Source organism: Megasphaera elsdenii DSM 20460 (assembly GCF_003010495.1).
GTDB lineage: Bacteria > Bacillota > Negativicutes > Veillonellales > Megasphaeraceae > Megasphaera > Megasphaera elsdenii.
In genome coordinates this window covers 946,003-961,025 of the sequence record NZ_CP027570.1, presented here as the reverse complement: position 1 = coordinate 961,025, position 15,023 = coordinate 946,003, and the positions used below count along the sequence as shown (strand labels likewise).

Here is a 15,023-nt window from a genome sequence, read left to right as displayed (position 1 = left end):
AAAAGGAGAATTATCATGACCGAGAAAAAGAAACGTATCGTCATCGCCCTCGGCGGCAACGCCCTGGGAAATACACTGCACGAACAGATGCTGGCCGTCAAGACGACAGCCAAGGCCATCGTCGATCTCATCCAGGAAGGCTGTGAAGTCATCGTCGCCCACGGCAACGGCCCGCAGGTCGGCATGATCAACCACGCCATGGCCGCCCTGAGCCGGGAAGATCCGAACCAGCCCAACACGCCGTTGTCGGTCTGCGTCGCCATGAGCCAGGCTTACATCGGCTATGACTTGCAGAATGCCCTGCGCGAAGAAATGTACAACCGCGACATCTTCGACATTCCCGTCGCTACCATGGTCACCCAGGTCCGCGTCGACCCGGAAGACCCGGCTTTCAAGAATCCGTCGAAACCGATTGGCCATTTCATGACTAAAGAACAGGCGGAATACGCCGCCAAAGAATACGGCTACATCGTCAAGGAAGACGCCGGCCGGGGCTGGCGCCGCGTCGTCGCTTCGCCGCTGCCCCAGGAAATCATCGAAATCGGCGCCATCGACACCCTCGTCGAATCGGGACAGCTGGTCATCGCCTGTGGCGGCGGCGGTATTCCCGTCATGCGTCACGGCAACCATCTCAAAGGGGCCAGCGCCGTCATCGACAAGGATTTCGCCAGCGAACGCCTGGCCGAAGACCTCCACGCCGATTACCTCATCATCCTGACAGCTGTCGAAAAAGTGGCCATCCACTTTGGTCAGCCGGACGAACAGTGGCTGTCGGAAATGACCACTGACGAAGCCCGGCAATATATGGCACAAAATGAATTTGCCCCCGGCTCGATGCTGCCCAAAGTCCAGTCCGCCGTCAAATTCGCTGAATCCCGTCCCGGCCGGACAGCCCTGATAACACTGCTCCAGAAAGCCAAAGATGGTATCCTCGGAAAAACGGGGACCCGCATTTACCGAGCCTAAAGGAGGCGCATCATTGTGGAAAAAATGCCTATTTCAAACAGCCGGAGCGCCTCACTCTTTTCCATGGATGGCATCCCTCATTTCTTTGAAGCCCTGCCCCTGGCCTTACAGCACGTCGTCGCCATGATTGTCGGCTGCGTCACACCGGCTATCATCGTCGCCGGTGCCGCCGGCCTGTCCCAGCCCGACCGGGTTCTGCTCATCCAGGCTTCGCTGATTGCTGCGGCTATCGGCACCTTCTTGCAACTCTATCCTATTGGCCGCCGGACAGGGCTCCATTTCGGTGCCGGTCTGCCAGTCATTTTCGGCGTCAGCTTCGCCTACGTACCGACCATGCAGACCCTGGCCAGCGAGTACGGTGTAGCCGCCATTTTGGGCGCCCAGATATTCGGCGGAAGCTGCGCCATCTTAGTCGGCTTAGCCATCCGCCGTATTCGCCATTTTTTCCCGCCCCTCGTAGCCGGGACCGTCGTCTTTACCATTGGCCTGTCCCTTTATCCCATTGCCATCAACTACATGGCCGGCGGCGTGGGCAGCCCGACCTACGGCAGCTGGAAGAACTGGATCGTCGCCTTGTTTACACTCGTTGTTGTGACATTTTTCACAAACTTTGGTAAAGGCCTGCTGCGCCTGGCTTCTATCCTCGTCGGCATCCTAGCCGGCTATATTCTGGCCCTGGCCATGGGCATGGTCCAATTCGACAACGTCATGACAGCCGGGTATTTCGAAATGCCCCAAGTCTTACACTTTGGCTTAGAATTTGACCCGCCTGCCTGCATCGCCATTTCCCTGCTCTTCGTCATCAACTCCATCCAGGCTATCGGTGACTTCTCGGCCACCACTTCCGGAGCCATGAACCGTCAGCCCACATCAGATGAACTGCACGGTGCCATCTTGGGACTGGGGGCGACGAATATCCTCGGCGCTTTCTTTGGCTTCCTGCCGACGTCGACCTTCGGCCAGAATGTCGGCATCGTCACGACGACGAAGGTCATCAACCGGGCTACGCTGGCCCTGGCGGCTATCATCATCCTCATCGCCGGTATAGTTCCTAAATTTTCCGGTCTCTTGACGACCATCCCCTATGCTGTCCTCGGCGGGGCTACGGTCTCCGTCTTCGCATCCATCGCCATGACCGGTATACGCCTGGCCCTGTCCGATGGGGCAACGCCGCGCAACATGTCCATCATCGGCCTGGCCGTCGCCATGGGTATGGGATTGTCAGCCGCGCCGCAATCGCTTTATCTCTTCCCGGACTGGGTGACGACCATCTTCGGCAAAGCGCCCGTCGTCATCGCTTCGATAATCGCCATCAGCCTGAACCTCATCCTGCCCAAACGCCATGGAACGCCTAGTGAGAATCCTTCGGCTCAAGGATCTGACTGATTCCCTGTTGCACGTAATGGATGAATTTCTTGACTGCCGGTGATGCCCCATCCCGACTGGGAATGGCAATGCCAATGGTAATCGTATGGGGCGGATCCATGGGAAGGATAGCCACGCGGCCCTGCCACTGTGCCGTCATGAGGCGATTGTTCATACTGACACCCAGGCCGGCTTCGACCATGCGATAGGTCGTATAGTTATCGATGGCCGTATATCGCGTTTCATAAGAAATATGTTCTTCCTTGAGGATCCGGACGACATCCGTATCCTGCTGCGGCAGTGGTTCAATAAAAGATTCATGACACAACTGCTTCAACGGGTATACCTCGGCTCGTGCCAAGGGATGATTTTCCGGAAGCCACATGACCATTTCATCTTCACATAAGGGAATCCAGTCTCCGGAAAAAGGGCGCCACGTCGTGATACAACAATCGAAGCGCCCTTCTTCCAATCCATCGTACATCACTTTATTGGCGCATTCCTCGATGTGGACGTGGACTGCCGGATAGGCATGCTGGAAAGCCTGTATAATCTGCGGCAGCCAGTTGGCGGCTACACTGAAATAAGAGCCAATGTAAATATCCCCGGCCGTCAATCCCCGGATCTGGGCACTGTACTGCAACAAAGCATCTTCATCACGGATGAGGCGGCGCAGATAAGGGAGCACTGCCTGCCCTTCACGGGTCAGATAAATGCCTTGTGCCGTCCGCCCCAGCAGGGGAAAGCCGATTTCTTTTTCCAGCGATGCAATGGACCGCATGACGCCAGACGGGGTATATCCCAATCGTTCGGCAGCTGAAGAAAAACTGCCCGCCTGGATGACTTGCAGCAAGAGCCTGCATTTTTCCGTATTCATGTCTATCACCTTTGCCTTTTTATCAAAACTATATATATTATTTTGCTATTCTCTCCATACTACTTTTATCGTATCATAAAAGCAAGAAAAAAGTAAGGAGGGACTTTTTCATGAAACAAAGAAATGCAGAAATACTGCTCATCATCGTCATCGCTTCCCGCAGCATTTCCTATCTCCTGTCGAAAATCGGACTGAACGGGATACCGCCTTTAGAATTACTGGCAATCCGCTTCGCCCTGACGACACTTATCCTGCTGCTGCTCTTTCACCGCCGCCTCCCGCTGTTGACGCGCCAGCTATGGAAGGCTGCCGGCCTCTTAGGGACCTTCCTCTTCGCCTGCATGGCCTGTGAACTCATCAGCCTGACGACAATTCCCTCGTCGACAGCGGCCTTCCTGGAAAATACATCCGCCGTCTGGGTCCTGATCCTAATGGCCGTCGTCAGCCACCATTGGCCGGGAAAGCAAGTCCTGACGGCTACGAGCCTGCTCCTTATCGGCATCGCCTGTCTTACCCTGCAAGGCGCCGTTTTCCATCTGGCACCGGGAGAAATCATCTGCCTGACCGGTTCCGTCTTCTACGCCATTTGGATCTGCCTGACCGCCCGCCTGGCCCGGCAGTACGACCCATTGCTGCTGGGGATCTTGCAAATGGGATTCCTCGCCGTGTACAGTACAGTAGGCATGGTCTTATTTGAAAGCCCGGCCGTTCCTGCCGATACGACGACGTGGGGTGCCATCCTGGCCCTGGTCTTCATCTGTTCCGTCTTTGGCTTCACCTTCCAGCCCGTCGCCCAAAAGTATACCAGCGCCGAAAAAGCCGGCCTGTTTACAGCACTGAACCCGCTCATCGCCGCCGTCCTGGGCGTCATTTTCCTGAGCGAAACCTTTACGCCCGTCCAATTAGCCGGAGCCATCTGTATCCTCCTGGGCATCATCATCGTCCAGCTTCCCGAAAAATATCGCTGCAAAACGCATAGCTGTCAAAATGGATGACACCTGCCTTGACAAAACACCTCCGCCCGGCCTATGCTGAATGCGGAGGTGTCTTTATGAAAAAAAATCGTCTTATCGCAGCCGGACTCTTAGGCCTATTGTGGCTTCCCGGCCTGGCACTGGGCCAGGAAGAAGGCGTACAACAAGCCAAGCCAGCAACGGTATGGCAGGACCTGTATTACAGTCGCCAAGAAAAAAAAGACCTCATCATCAGTTCTGATAACAAAGTCCCTCATTCTTTCTACGGCCTGCAGATTGGCGACAAAAAAAGTGACGCCCTGAAAAAGCTGCGTCCAGCCTTCAAATTCATGTATGAACTCAAGGCCATCGGTAACGAATACCTCTTGACCGACGTCGTATACCCGGACTATTACCTGACCCTCATGTTCGACGAAAATGACCGGCTGTTCATGATGATATACCAGGAAAACAAAAAATACGAATTGCAGTAAAAGAACATTTAGAAAAAAGCCATTAGCGGGCGGTCCACCGGACCGCACCCGTAGGGGACGCCTAAAGGGCGTCCCGCCGTGAATCGTGGGTATGACCATTCTGGTATATGGGGCTTTTTTTCACACATCACCTGTCATGAATAGCGTGTACACCATCATTTCAGGCGGGCCGCCCTTCGGGACGGCCCCTACGCACCAGGCCGATGGCCGTATTTTTTTTGTGGGCTGCATTCATTTCCATCGCCTGTATGCGATATCGTAGGGGACGCCCAAAGGGCGTCCCGCCGTGAATCGTGGGTATGGTGTTAGCATATAAATAGGACAAGTCAAACTGAGGTTCCTAATGGTGGTACAATAGGATTAACTAAGGAGGCCTCAGTATGGCAAAATTCAACAAAGAATTCAAAATCAACGCAGTTAAATATTATCATGAACATCGGGAACTCGGCTTGGTTGGCTGTGCTACGAATCTAGGTATTGCTCCACAAACCTTGTCCCGTTGGCAAAAGCAGCTGAAGGACAATGGCGAAATGCCTTATCGTGGTTCCGGCAACTATGCTTCGGATGAAGCTAAGGAAATCGCCCGTCTGCAGCGTGAACTGCGGGATGCGAAGGATGCGTTGAATGTCCTAAAAAAAGCTATCAGCATTCTGGACAAATGACCATTGCCATCTATCGCAGTGTCCAGGAAGAAGCCGAAAATGCCCATCAGGCAGAACGTCGTTTTTCGGTGTCCGGAGTGCTTTCTGAACTCGACGTTTCTTCTTCAGGATATTATGACTGGGCGGCGCGCAAACCATCGAAACAGGCCCAGCACCGCAAGGAGATGAAGAAAAAGATTCAAACTATCTACGACGATTCCAAGCAGATTTACGGAGCCCCGAAGATTGCCCAAGTTATGCAGCAGAACGGGGACAGTATCTCTGAACGCACAGTTGGCGTATACATGCGGCAAATGGGCATTCAGGCCTGCTGGGTAAAGCATTACACCGTAACGACCCGTAACAGTGACTTTGACGTGGCGCTGGTGAATATCCTTCAGGAATGCTTCAATCCTGAAGAACCGGATCAAGTATGGTGCAGCGACATCACCTATATCTGGACAGCTGAAGGTTTCGTCTATTTGGAAAGCATTATGGATTTGTTCTCCAGGAAAATCATCGCCTGGAATCTGGCCCGTAATCTGGACGTCGCCGGCATCGTCAAGATGCTGCAGGAAGCCAAACAATGCCGGAAACCCGGACAGCTGTTGGTTATCCATTCGGACCGTGGCTGCCAGTATGTTTCGCAGGCATATATTCGGGAGACATCCCAAATGCGCCGCAGCTATTCGAAGAAAGGCTATCCATGGGACAATGCCTGCATCGAATCCTTCCACTCCCTGATTAAACGGGAATGGCTCAATCGCTTCAAGATTCAAAATTATCAGCAAGCGTACTTGTTGGTGTTTGAATACATCAATACCTTTTACAACACCGTACGCATTCATAGCCATTGCAACTACATGTCACCGGATGACTATGAAAAGCTGTATGCTGATTTCCAGAAACATAATATGCGTCTGGGAATCTAAGAAACGAAAAACCTCAATTTAATTTGTCCGAAATCTTGACATAGGACCAGTATGACCATTCTGGTATATGGGGCTTTTTTTCACACATCACCCGTCATGAATAGCGTGTACACCATCATTTCAGGCGGGCCGCCCTTCGGGACGGCCCCTACGCACCAGGCCGATGGCCGTATTTTTTTTTGCGAGCCCTATTCATTTCCATCGCCTGTATGCGATATCGTAGGGGACGTCCTGATTAAGGCGTCCCATTGTGAATCGTGGGTATAGCCGGAATTTATGACGAATGACACTCGGTCGTAATACAATCATGAGTCTGTCGCGGCGGTACGCCGCATCTGAGTCCGCGAAAAAAGCCGTGGTTCGTGGTTCGTAAAAGCACACCATCATTCCGAATGAGCTGTGGTCAAATATCACAGCGGGCCGCCCTTCGGGACGGCCCCTACGAGCCACGAGCCACGAACCACGAATCACAAAAAAGCACTAGCATAAGCTAGTGCTTTTTTCTTTAATCAGCGGCTTCCTATCCTCCCAGGGGGCCTCCCCCCAAGTACTTTCGGCGTTTGCGGGCTTAACTGCTGTGTTCGGCATGGGAACAGGTGGATCCCCGCAGCTATCGCCACTGAATTATATTGTTCAGGCGTCGGACAAGTCCGACGTAAGCGATTCACACAGTTTTGCGTGTCGTCTCCGACTCCTTCAAAACTGGTTCTCTGCTTATCGTATCCTGACAACTGCATAAAAATGTTTTTCTTAACAAACTCTCTGCTCGTCTCCGAATCGTCGTTCCCTCTGTGTACCTGTTTCCAGTTTCACAGTTTTCTGAGATTCGGAGTAAGCGATTCACTCAGTTTTGCGCGTCGTCTCCGACTCCTTCAAAACTGGTTCTCTGCTTAAGTCAAGTCCTCGGTCTATTAGTACCGGTCCGCTCCGTACATCGCTGTACTTCCACTCCCGGCCTATCAACCACATCGTCTTTGTGGGACCTTACTTGTTAAAACAATGAGAAACCTCATCTCTAGGCTGGTTTCACGCTTAGATGCTTTCAGCGTTTATCCGTCCCCGACGTAGCTACCCAGCTGCACGGCTGGCGCCATGACTGGTACACCATTGGTCGGTCCACTCCGGTCCTCTCGTACTAGGAGCAGCCCCTTTCAAGTTTCTTACGCCCGCGATGGATAGGGACCGAACTGTCTCACGACGTTCTGAACCCAGCTCGCGTACCACTTTAATGGGCGAACAGCCCAACCCTTGGGACCTACTTCAGCCCCAGGATGTGATGAGCCGACATCGAGGTGCCAAACCTCCCCGTCGATATGGACTCTTGGGAGAGATAAGCCTGTTATCCCCAGGGTAGCTTTTATCCGTTGAGCGATGGCAATTCCACTCTCTACCACCGGATCACTAAGCCCGACTTTCGTCCCTGCTCGACCTGTCCGTCTCGCAGTCAAGCTCCCTTCTGCCTTTGCACTCTTCGCGCGGTTTCCGTCCGCGCTGAGGGAACCTTTGGGCGCCTCCGTTACTCTTTCGGAGGCGACCGCCCCAGTCAAACTGCCCGCCTGAGACTGTCCGCAAGCTCGTTACGCTTCTCGTTAGAATTCCAATAAAACAAGGTTGGTATCCCACCAATGGCTCCACAAATACTGGCGTACTTGTATCTAAGCCTCCCAACTATCCTGTACATCTCTTACCGGAATCCAATCTCAGGTTACAGTAAAGCTCCATGGGGTCTTTCTGTCCAGTCGCGGGTAACCTGCATCTTCACAGGTACTTCAATTTCACCGGGTCCCTCGTTGAGACAGTGCCCAAATCGTTACACCTTTCGTGCGGGTCGGAACTTACCCGACAAGGAATTTCGCTACCTTAGGACCGTTATAGTTACGGCCGCCGTTTACTGGGGCTTCAATTCACTGCTTCGCTTGCGCTAACACTTCCTCTTAACCTTCCAGCACCGGGCAGGTGTCAGCATCTATACATCAGCTTTCGCTTTAGCAGACGCCTGTGTTTGTGGTAAACAGTCGCTTGGGCCTCTCTTCTGCCACCCATCTCCGCTCCGTGCGCTTCTGCACTTCACGTACGCTGGGTTATCCTTTTCCCGAAGTTACGGATATATTTTGCCGAGTTCCTTAACGAGGGTTTTCCCGCGCACCTTAGAATTCTCATCCTGCCTACCTGTGTCGGTTTCGGTACGGGTGCCTGAGTCCTCACTAGAAGCTTTTCTCGACAGTTTAGTGCCAGCCCCTTCGCTTCTGTCTCCAGAAGCTCCCCATCGCATCTCGGCCTCTCGGGAAACGGATTTGCCTGTCTCCCAACCTACCTGCTTGGACGTGCTCTTCCAATCGCACGCGCGCTTTCCTTCCTGTGTCACTCCTTCGCTCAAACGGCCTCAGCCAGTACAGGAATTTCAACCTGTTGTCCATCTCCTACGCGTCTCCGCCTCGGATTAGGTCCCGACTTACCCTGGGACGACGATCGTTGCCCAGGAACCCTTAGGCTTTCGGTGGAAGGGATTCTCACCCTTCTTTTCGCTACTCATACCGGCATTCTCTCTTCCTGCCTGTCCACCTGTCCTTCCGGTCAGGCTTCTCCCATGCAGGAACGCTCCCCTACCCAATTGACTAATGTCAATTGCCAAAGCTTCGGTTCCGTACTTTAGCCCCGGACATCTTCGGCGCAGAGTCTCTCGACCAGTGAGCTATTACGCACTCTTTTAATGGTGGCTGCTTCTGAGCCAACATCCTGGTTGTTTTCGAAATTCCACATCCTTCGCCACTTAGTACGGCATTGGGGACCTTAGCTGTTGGTCTGGGCTGTTTCCCTCTTGACTATGGGCCTTATTACTCACAGTCTGACTCCCATGGATAAGTACAGCCATTCGCAGTTTGATTAGGTTCAGTAGCCGGATAGGCCCCTACCCCGTTCAGTGCTCTACCGCCTGTACTCTCGCCATGAGGCTAGCCCTAAAGCTATTTCGGGGAGAACCAGCTATCTCCACGTTCGATTGGCATTTCACCCCTACCCACATCTCATCCAAAAGCTTTTCAACGCTCACTGGTTCGGTCCTCCACACATTTTTACCTGTGCTTCAACCTGGACATGGGTAGATCACTGTGGTTTCGGGTCTACTCCAACTAACTATACGCCCTGTTCAGACTCGCTTTCGCTTCGGCTCCACGTTTTCCGCTTAACCTCGCTAGCTGAAGTAACTCGCCGGTTCATTCTTCAATAGGCACGCCGTCGACCATATAAAGGTCTTCGACTGCTTGTAGACATACGGTTTCAGGTTCTCTTTCATTCCCCTCCCGGGGTTCTTTTCACCTTTCCCTCACGGTACTATGCGCTATCGGTCCATATCAGTGTTTCGCCTTGGAGGGTGGTCCCCCCAGCTTCCCACAGGGTTTCTCGTGTCCCGTGGTACTCTGGATCCTGCTCCATGCATTTGCTTACGCCTACGAGGCTCTCACTCTCTCTGGCTGAGCTTCCCAGCTCATTCTGCTTCACTCATGCATTTGATAGCAGTCCACAACCCCGGATTGGTTTCCCATTCCGGTTTGGGCTCTGCCCCGTTCGCTCGCCGCTACTAGGGGTATCTCTGTTGATTCCTTTTCCTCCGGCTACTTAGATGTTTCAGTTCACCGGGTGCCCTTCCTCATAGAGGATGACAGCACTACTGCTGCCGGGTTTCCCCATTCGGAGACCTGCGGGTCAAAGGTTACTTGCACCTCACCGCAGCTTATCGCAGCTTATCGCGTCCTTCTTCGGCTGATATGGCCAAGGCATCCGCCGTACGCCCTTACTTACTTGACTAATTTCTATAAACAAGAATTCAAGGTTCGTTAAGATCTCTTTTTAAAAAGAGGTATTTCTAACATTTTTATGCAGTTGTCAAGGTACGATGATAAAAAAGTTTGGTGGAGATGAGGAGAATCGAACTCCTGACCCCCTGCTTGCAAGGCAGGTGCTCTCCCAGCTGAGCTACACCCCCAGCTTCTCTATCTCTTGAGAGGATGGCCTCTCAAAACTGAACAATGAATGAATTGCCAAAGTGCCGACTTCTTAGGTTTTCCCTAGAAAGGAGGTGATCCAGCCGCACCTTCCGATACGGCTACCTTGTTACGACTTCACCCCAATCATCGCCCCCACCTTCGACGGCTGGCCCAAAAGGTTACCTCACCGGCTTCGGGTGTGAATGACTTTCGTGGTGTGACGGGCGGTGTGTACAAGGCCCGGGAACGTATTCACCGCAGTATGCTGACCTGCGATTACTAGCGATTCCTGCTTCATGCAGGCGAGTTGCAGCCTGCAATCCGAACTGGGACTCTGTTTTTGGGGTTTGCTCCGGATCGCTCCTTCGCTTCCCTCTATTAAGAGCCATTGTAGTACGTGTGTAGCCCAAGCCATAAGGGGCATGATGACTTGACGTCATCCCCGCCTTCCTCCGCATTGTCTGCGGCAGTCTCTCCTGAGTCCCCGGCCGAACCGCTGGTAACAGAAGATAGGGGTTGCGCTCGTTGCGGGACTTAACCCAACATCTCACGACACGAGCTGACGACAGCCGTGCACCACCTGTTTTCTTGTCCTCCGAAGAGGAACTGGATATCTCTACCCATAGCAATCAATGTCAAGGCTTGGTAAGGTTCTTCGCGTTGCGTCGAATTAAACCACATACTCCACCGCTTGTGCGGGCCCCCGTCAATTCCTTTGAGTTTCAGCCTTGCGGCCGTACTCCCCAGGCGGGATACTTATTGCGTTAACTCCGGCACAGAAGGGGTCGATACCTCCTACACCTAGTATCCATCGTTTACGGCCAGGACTACCGGGGTATCTAATCCCGTTTGCTCCCCTGGCTTTCGCGCCTCAGCGTCAGTTGTCGTCCAGAAAGCCGCTTTCGCCACTGGTGTTCCTCCTAATATCTACGCATTTCACCGCTACACTAGGAATTCCGCTTTCCTCTCCGATACTCTAGCATCGCAGTTTCGGTCCCCTCACGGGGTTAAGCCCCGCACTTTTAAGACCGACTTACGACGCCGCCTGCGCGCCCTTTACGCCCAATAATTCCGGACAACGCTTGCCACCTACGTATTACCGCGGCTGCTGGCACGTAGTTAGCCGTGGCTTTCTCTTACGGTACCGTCACTTACGACGGGTATTGACCGTCGTACCATTCGTCCCGTATAACAGAACTTTACAACCCGAAGGCCGTCATCGTTCACGCGGCGTTGCTCCGTCAGACTTTCGTCCATTGCGGAAGATTCCCCACTGCTGCCTCCCGTAGGAGTCTGGGCCGTGTCTCAGTCCCAATGTGGCCGTTCATCCTCTCAGACCGGCTACTGATCGTCGCCTTGGTGGGCCGTTACCCCTCCAACTAGCTAATCAGACGCAAGCCCCTCCTTCAGCGAAAGCTCCGAAGAGCCTCCCTTTCTTCCCTCTGCCATGCGATAAAGAGAACGTATTCGGTATTAGCAGCCGTTTCCAGCTGTTGTCCCCATCTGAAGGGCAGGTTGCTTACGCGTTACTCACCCGTTTGCCACTCGAATCAATAAGAAGCAAGCTTCTCATCTCTTCTCGTTCGACTTGCATGTGTTAAGCACGCCGCCAGCGTTCGTCCTGAGCCAGGATCAAACTCTCCATGATATATGGAAGAGCTGTTTGGCTCTTGTTTATTGATTGGTATTACTCATTGTTTGACGTTCTATTGAAATAGAACCTCGCACTCTGGCGTTCATTCAGTTCATTGTTCAGTTTTCAAAGGTCATCGTGTCATCGCCTCATCGCGACGACTTGTATATCTTACCAGACCTCTTCCATCTTGTCAACACATTTTCCCAAAAAACTTGAAATAATTTCTATTCGTCCCTGTATATCGATGTTAGTAACAAGAAATCCGTAGTTAGTCCCCCAATTCGAGAAAATCCCTATAATGTTATTATATAATATGAACAGGCCAGTAGAACCACCTCACAACTACAACCTGAAACCCTTTCACAATCATCACGGAAACAGCCCTGCCAGGTTCTCCTTCCCCGGCAGGGCTGTTTCCGCACGCCATAAGTGTCTCTTCAAAAAAAATCAGAAAAGTTTAAAAAAAGTGTTGACAACTATAGGGCTCGTGAATATAATATAAGAGTACTTGCCACTATAGCTCAGCTGGCAGAGCATCTCATTCGTAATGAGAGGGTCGTAGGTTCGAATCCTATTAGTGGCTCCAATAAAATCAAGGCTTCCGAGAAATCGGAAGCCTTTTTTCTTTGTATTTACGCCTAAATCAATTTATTCTGTTTAGCAAGTTCTTGAATCATGGACAACGATAGCTTGTAAAAGCCTGCAGTATGCCAGAATTGGCTGTGGTTGAATATCACAGCGGTCTGCCCAACTACAGCTGTCCGTTTTGGCAGCCGCATCTGAGTCCGAGGAAAAAGCAGTGACTCGTCGTAAGGGCCTCATTTTTTTGCTGGGAATTTCGGATGAATGGTATGGGGGCCAAGCATTTTTTCCATCCAGACAATATCGTACCAGCGGTCGAATTTGTAGCCACTATGGTGAAGATGACCTGCCAGGATATAGCCCAGGTGCTTATGGAAATTCAGGCTGTCATAGGTAACATAAGGATCATCTTCATCGCGGGGTATAGCAATGCAGGCATTGATGTTTAGGATTCCCATAGATTTCAACGCTTCTTCCAAGGCTTTATAGAGTGTACGGCCAATGCCGTGTTTACGGACATTTACATCAACGTAAATGCTCGATTCGACCGACCAGGCATAGGCTTCACGACCGTAAAAGGCATGGGCATAGGCATAGCCGACAACCTGGCCGTCTAATTCGGCCACTAAATAGGGATAGTGCTGCGAAATTTCTTGGCGCCGCCGTTCCATTTCTACAGCATCCGGCGCGGTGTACTCGAAGGTAATGGCCGTCTGATTTACGTAATAGGCGTAAATCCGAGCCAAAGCCCCTGTATCATCTCCGCAGGCTTGCCGAATCAAAATGCTACTGTTCATCTGCATCACTCCTTTTTAAGAACCTCTCAGACTGCCTTCGGCAGCCAGCTCCCCTACCATGGGAGCCTAAAAAAAAGACTATGGCATGTTCTCAGAAATTCCATGCTATAGTCCCTGTTCTCAGTATGTGATTATTTCCAAAATTCCCACCAATGATGGTTGGCTTTTTCAGCCAGCTGCTGGCGCAGTTTGTCCCGTTCGGCCTGGACGGTGGCCAATGTTTCCTGGAGTTGTTTGTGTTCGTCTTCGATGAGGCTGCCTTCTTTTTTCAAGCGGTCGACTTCGCTCTGCAGGGCGTCGGCCTGGTCTTTGTTCTGCTGGGCTTCCAGGGCTTTGACTTTGACTTCGGACAATTCGTTCTGTTTGGCAATGAGGTTCTGCTGCAGCGTGATGACCTGCTGCTGGGCCGTGTTGAGGTCCTGCTGGGCTTTGAGCAGTAAAATACGCAGGTTGTGCGATTCTTGCTGGGCATTGGATACTTTTTCGCTTTCAAGTTCGGTAATCGTCGCCTGGTCGTGGAGGCCGCGCAGCTGGTCGAGGATGCGAACGGCTTCGGTGTCGAAGGCCCATTCGCCCTTCTGCATGGTAGCGTGTTCTTCGCCATCATGGTTGATTTCATCCAGATGCTTCTTGACGAACTGGATAATGCCCTGGCGGGTTTTGATATTATAACGGTCCATTAAGTCTCTTGTCGTGATCACGTGTTTTCTCTCCTTATATTTACTCTATCTGTTTCAGCATTTACCTGGCCCATTTCTCTAACCAAAAAAAAGGCTTAACCATGCCATCCAGCATAACAGCAACTCGTATAAATATATTTCCTTTAGTTTACATTATTTCAAAGGATATTGCAACGAAAAGGGGGCTGTCGCATGAAAACAGCTCGCATGCGAGGCCCCATTCCTATGTGCAGTTCCGGATACCGGCTTAGATGGAAAGCTGGACGAAATTCTGGCCGAAGCGCAGGTATTCCCCTTGCGGCAGTTTATAGGCCTTGGAAATGGCGTTGGCTTCTGTCGGCACTTCCGGTGTCGTTTCTAATTCATAAGCTTTGGCATAGGCGCCAGTCGTATCGCCGGCAGTCAGGCCGGATTTATCGAATTTCAAATCGCTGCCATCGTAAATGCGGATGCCGATGACGATACCGCCCTGGAGGTAGGCATCCATATGATGGCTGTCATAGATCCAGCGGTCCGTCCCCTGGTCTTCTGCAGTGCTGCTCGGCTGGCCATAAGCGGCAGTTAAGTCGGCTTCGGTCATGCCCAGGTATACGCCGCCGATAGATTCATAGCGGTCGGCATTGAGGGAACGGCGCAGAGGCATTTTATTGTCGACGATGAGGTACTGATGGGATTTATGGCCCATGAGATCCATCTTGATGGTCCGGTCGCCAGTCTGTTCATGAATGGTAAAGGTCCCGGTCCGCGGATAGTCATAGGTGCAATCCTTGGGGTCCGTAACGGCACAGCCGTTGATGGTGTTGCCTTCGATGGTCATGACCAGGTTGCCCTTGGTGCTGTACCATTCGCCGGCAGCCGGGTCGAGCCAGTCGACGACATTCTGGTCCGGTGCCGCCTGGGTCGTTGCCGTAACCGTAGCCGTAGCCTGCGGTTCAGCAGCCGTCGTCGTTGCCGTCGTATCTTCGGCTAAGCAGACAGCGGACAGGCTCATGGTCATGAGCGCACAAAGTATCATATTTCTTGCTATTTTTTTCATTTTAATTCGCTCCTCTTGAGTTTACTTCTTTTAATTGTCTATTATACACGGATTTGCTCGAGAAAACAACTCCATCGTAAA

Annotated in this window: 10 protein-coding genes, 2 tRNA genes and 3 rRNA genes; 7 read left to right on the top strand and 8 right to left on the bottom strand. The window is 52.1% G+C overall.

The window, feature by feature from the left end; genetic code table 11:
- Positions 1–15: 15 nt before the first annotated feature.
- Both arcC and C6362_RS04510 read left to right on the top strand, forming a co-directional pair.
- On the top strand, positions 16–966 hold the full coding sequence (gene arcC / locus C6362_RS04515; protein WP_014015563.1) for a carbamate kinase: 951 nt from the start codon (positions 16–18) through the stop codon (positions 964–966).
- Positions 967–990: 24 nt separating this feature from the next.
- Positions 991–2,352 carry a uracil-xanthine permease family protein gene (locus C6362_RS04510; RefSeq protein WP_041647413.1) on the top strand — a complete coding sequence of 454 codons (1,362 nt, stop codon included), beginning with the start codon at positions 991–993 and terminating at the stop codon, positions 2,350–2,352.
- Here the strand turns inward: C6362_RS04510 and C6362_RS04505 are convergent.
- Positions 2,318–3,208, bottom strand: a complete 891-nt coding sequence (locus C6362_RS04505) for a LysR family transcriptional regulator (protein WP_014015561.1) — start codon at positions 3,206–3,208, stop codon at positions 2,318–2,320. The two genes, C6362_RS04510 and C6362_RS04505, sit on opposite strands and share 35 nt — an antisense overlap.
- A gap of 110 nt (positions 3,209–3,318) precedes the next feature.
- Here C6362_RS04505 and C6362_RS04500 point away from each other — a divergent pair, with 110 nt between their 5' ends.
- The 4 genes from C6362_RS04500 (at position 3,319) to C6362_RS04485 (ending at position 6,228) form a co-directional block, all read left to right on the top strand.
- A complete protein-coding gene (locus tag C6362_RS04500) occupies positions 3,319–4,203 on the top strand; it encodes a DMT family transporter (protein WP_014015560.1) in 885 nt (294 codons plus the stop codon).
- 56 nt (positions 4,204–4,259) lie between these two features.
- Positions 4,260–4,655, top strand: coding sequence for a hypothetical protein (locus C6362_RS04495; RefSeq protein ID WP_014015559.1), 396 nt, complete (start codon positions 4,260–4,262; stop codon positions 4,653–4,655).
- Between the two features lie 380 nt (positions 4,656–5,035).
- Positions 5,036–5,317 carry a transposase gene (locus tag C6362_RS04490; protein ID WP_014015018.1) on the top strand — a complete coding sequence of 94 codons (282 nt, stop codon included), beginning with the start codon at positions 5,036–5,038 and terminating at the stop codon, positions 5,315–5,317.
- Positions 5,314–6,228: an IS3 family transposase gene (locus C6362_RS04485; RefSeq protein ID WP_014015019.1), complete on the top strand. Its 915-nt coding sequence runs from the start codon at positions 5,314–5,316 to the stop codon at positions 6,226–6,228. The genes C6362_RS04490 and C6362_RS04485 overlap by 4 nt, the downstream gene beginning before the upstream one ends.
- A 507-nt stretch (positions 6,229–6,735) precedes the next feature.
- Here C6362_RS04485 and rrf read toward each other — a convergent pair.
- The 4 genes from rrf to C6362_RS04465 form a co-directional block, all read right to left on the bottom strand.
- Positions 6,736–6,852, bottom strand: a 5S ribosomal RNA gene (rrf, locus tag C6362_RS04480).
- 267 nt (positions 6,853–7,119) lie between these two features.
- Positions 7,120–10,032, bottom strand: a 23S ribosomal RNA gene (locus C6362_RS04475).
- A gap of 102 nt (positions 10,033–10,134) precedes the next feature.
- A tRNA-Ala gene (locus tag C6362_RS04470) sits at positions 10,135–10,210 on the bottom strand.
- An 86-nt stretch (positions 10,211–10,296) separates the two neighbouring features.
- Positions 10,297–11,859 (bottom strand): 16S ribosomal RNA (locus C6362_RS04465).
- Together the 16S, 23S and 5S rRNA genes with 1 tRNA gene alongside form the textbook arrangement of a ribosomal RNA operon.
- 498 nt (positions 11,860–12,357) lie before the next feature.
- Between C6362_RS04465 and C6362_RS04460 the strand changes: the two genes are divergently transcribed.
- A tRNA-Thr gene (locus C6362_RS04460) sits at positions 12,358–12,433 on the top strand.
- Positions 12,434–12,665: 232 nt separating this feature from the next.
- On the opposite strand, the gene C6362_RS04455 is transcribed toward C6362_RS04460, so the two are convergent.
- The 3 genes from C6362_RS04455 to C6362_RS04445 form a co-directional block, all read right to left on the bottom strand.
- On the bottom strand, positions 12,666–13,226 hold the full coding sequence (locus C6362_RS04455) for a GNAT family N-acetyltransferase (RefSeq protein WP_014015557.1): 561 nt from the start codon (positions 13,224–13,226) through the stop codon (positions 12,666–12,668).
- 131 nt (positions 13,227–13,357) lie between these two features.
- Positions 13,358–13,927, bottom strand: a complete 570-nt coding sequence (locus tag C6362_RS04450) for a hypothetical protein (RefSeq protein WP_014015556.1) — start codon at positions 13,925–13,927, stop codon at positions 13,358–13,360.
- A 226-nt stretch (positions 13,928–14,153) separates the two neighbouring features.
- Positions 14,154–14,942, bottom strand: coding sequence for a hypothetical protein (locus C6362_RS04445; protein ID WP_014015555.1), 789 nt, complete (start codon positions 14,940–14,942; stop codon positions 14,154–14,156).
- Positions 14,943–15,023: the final 81 nt, after the last annotated feature.

Excerpts from the sequence above, each read along its gene's own strand:
- C6362_RS04445 (WP_014015555.1), bottom strand. The coding sequence starts at position 14,942 with ATGAAAAAAATAGCAAGAAATATGATACTTTGTGCGCTCATGACCATG.
- C6362_RS04455 (WP_014015557.1), bottom strand. The coding sequence starts at position 13,226 with ATGAACAGTAGCATTTTGATTCGGCAAGCCTGCGGAGATGATACAGGG.
- C6362_RS04490 (WP_014015018.1), top strand. The coding sequence starts at position 5,036 with ATGGCAAAATTCAACAAAGAATTCAAAATCAACGCAGTTAAATATTAT.
- C6362_RS04495 (WP_014015559.1), top strand. The coding sequence starts at position 4,260 with ATGAAAAAAAATCGTCTTATCGCAGCCGGACTCTTAGGCCTATTGTGG.
- C6362_RS04510 (WP_041647413.1), top strand. The coding sequence starts at position 991 with ATGCCTATTTCAAACAGCCGGAGCGCCTCACTCTTTTCCATGGATGGC.
- C6362_RS04505 (WP_014015561.1), bottom strand. The coding sequence starts at position 3,208 with ATGAATACGGAAAAATGCAGGCTCTTGCTGCAAGTCATCCAGGCGGGC.
- arcC (WP_014015563.1), top strand. The coding sequence starts at position 16 with ATGACCGAGAAAAAGAAACGTATCGTCATCGCCCTCGGCGGCAACGCC.
- C6362_RS04485 (WP_014015019.1), top strand. The coding sequence starts at position 5,314 with ATGACCATTGCCATCTATCGCAGTGTCCAGGAAGAAGCCGAAAATGCC.
- C6362_RS04500 (WP_014015560.1), top strand. The coding sequence starts at position 3,319 with ATGAAACAAAGAAATGCAGAAATACTGCTCATCATCGTCATCGCTTCC.